The following is a 2,391-nucleotide window of genomic DNA, read 5'->3' on the forward strand; positions in this document are numbered from 1 at the left end:
ATGTAGGTTATTAAAGAAATAGGGCAAAAAAAAATCGGAACTCAGATTTGTTCCGTAGGCTTTTATTGCAATAAAATAACATAATAATGCCTTTTTATTTGGTTTTTAACATAGAAACTGACGTTAAATTAAAAAAAGAACCTTAACATTAATTGACAATATATTTTATAAATTGAGCTGATAGTTCAATTTATATGAGGTTATAATTCGTTTTAATTTTTGATATCAATTTCTAAGTTAACCAACTCTATTCTATGTTCAGAGGGGAAATTAATGGGTAATTTATAAGATACTTTTCCAGTAGCCAACCATTCTGTTGCACGAATTAAAGTTGTTTGAAACCCGATACATCTGTAGCTCTTAGGATAAATGTCTCCTTTCCAAAGATGTCCCATAGAAGAATTATAAACCCTTCCTTTACCATAGGATATTACCCATTCTACTGGCCAGTTGATATCGGTCTCATTATCTTTGGCATATGAAAGAATAGTAATGTTTTTAGCGGGACCTCTGGCATACTTATAAAGTTCCATATTCGGTGTTTTCCATTTCTTAGGGAAATCTTTATTAATAGGATGATTATTTAGGGTATAAATAATTTCGTCATTTCTTGATCCATGATATGTCGATTTTCCTTTACCAACAGGAACTTTTATTACTTCTCCTCCTCCATTAATTTGTAACGCAACCCCTTCTTCTTTTAACCTCCAACCTAACCCAATCATTAAATTATATGCTTTCCAACTCGAAAAAGCATTATTCGCTGAATGAAGTATGTATAAACCACCTCCGGAACGCAAGTATGCTTCCATTTCTTTCTGTACAACTCTAGGCCACTGTATCTTTTTGTTATGAATATTATTAGTGTTCTGTATAACAACATCGTAATCTTTAAATTTTGGTCGCCAGTTTTCCCATGCTATATCCTCAAGCTCAGAAGGCGCTGTTGAAATGTCAACCTCAAATAAATTGCTTTTTTCCAAGATTGTTTTAACAATTAAAGACGTTTGTTTCCAATCATGATTACTAAACCCATCCACAATCAATACTTTTAACTTATCAGTATGGGACTGAGCAAACATAATATGTCCAAAAAAAAGACATATCGCTGATTTAAAAAATAATTTTACCATTTAATTTACTTACCCTTTGCTTTATCTCGAATGAATTACAACGATCTTAAACACCTCTTTTTTCAATGAAGTTATTTTTAACTACGAATAGTTTTAATCTTTTTTTAAATTCTTCAAAGGTTATTAGGTTTTAGTATTCTTTTCTGTTATTATTCAATTCATAGTATTCATAAAACTTATTTATTTTGTCAATATTCTTAACTATTGGTTGAGTTTTTGATAAAATTCCAACACCCCAATCTGAATCAATACAACTTTTTCGGTTTAGCACTTATTAGCTATGATTACGGTGCTGTAAATAGTTATTTATTCCGTTCAATATATATTTTTACAATTTCCGTTTCAGTCAGTTCTCCGTTTTTATCAAACGTTTTGATTATGGTTTTCTTCTTTCTGTTCTTGTAAATCTGATACTCGTCCAAATCTCCATTTTCATTGTAATAATCAACTTTTTTATAATCAAGAGTCAGATTATCATAAAAGTATTGAGCTCGTAATTTTCCATTTTGCCGATACTCTTTGATTTCAATAGGTTTTCCGTTTTCATATGTTCCTTCTGTCCTTTTATTTCCATTGGCATAAAAATCCGTTTCTTTTCCATCACAAATCTTATCGCAATTAAAATAAGCCCAACGTTTTGAGTGTAATTCATTGCCACCTGCAAAAAGAATTTTCGGGATTCTTATAGTGTCATTTTTTGTCTTTATCGAAGTTGAGTATTGGGCAACCCAATCGCCAGATTCTTTATAGACTGTTATATAATCATAATTCAATTCCGTCATTGTTAAAACCTCAAATTCAGGTTCGATTATTTTGTTAGAACAATTATCGTAAAAAACTAAATTCAGAGTTTCTTTTCCGCTGTTTTGGCTAAAACACGAGACGCTTATAATTAGAAGAAAGATTGATTTTAGTGCTGTTTTCATAATATTCACAACATTTGGTAATCGCGATTAAGAAAGTGGGATTTCGCCCCAAACTTCTTATAGAACCGTATATGATAATCTCCTATCATACGGCTCTTATTATACAAATCTAATTTACATTATTAATTAATTATATCCTAGCTACCAATGGTAAAACAAGTTCCTGTATTCTTTTAAATCATTCATAAGCTCTTTTATACTTATTTTAACGTCAGTTTCTATGTTAAAAACCAAATAAAAAGGCATTATTATGTTATTTTATTGCAATAAAAGCCTACGGAACAAATCTGAGTTCCGATTTTTTTTTGCCCTATTTCTTTAATAACCTACAT

Annotated in this window: 2 protein-coding genes; both read right to left on the reverse strand. The window is 30.3% G+C overall.

Annotated features, from left to right (window positions below; genetic code table 11):
* Positions 1-212: 212 nt before the first annotated feature.
* Positions 213-1,082: a ThuA domain-containing protein gene (locus EM932_RS20570; RefSeq protein WP_211344334.1), complete on the reverse strand. Its 870-nt coding sequence runs from the start codon at positions 1,080-1,082 to the stop codon at positions 213-215.
* Between the two features lie 353 nt (positions 1,083-1,435).
* On the reverse strand, positions 1,436-2,059 hold the full coding sequence (locus tag EM932_RS20575) for a toxin-antitoxin system YwqK family antitoxin (protein ID WP_135879091.1): 624 nt from the start codon (positions 2,057-2,059) through the stop codon (positions 1,436-1,438).
* Between the last annotated feature and the right edge of the window lie 332 nt (positions 2,060-2,391).

Origin of the sequence: Flavivirga rizhaonensis, assembly GCF_004791695.1 — a bacterium.
Lineage (GTDB): Bacteria > Bacteroidota > Bacteroidia > Flavobacteriales > Flavobacteriaceae > Flavivirga > Flavivirga rizhaonensis.

Bases quoted from the DNA above. Each gene is read 5' to 3' on its own strand.
- EM932_RS20570 (WP_211344334.1), bottom strand. From the start codon at position 1,082: ATGTTTGCTCAGTCCCATACTGATAAGTTAAAAGTATTGATTGTGGAT.
- EM932_RS20575 (WP_135879091.1), bottom strand. From the start codon at position 2,059: ATGAAAACAGCACTAAAATCAATCTTTCTTCTAATTATAAGCGTCTCG.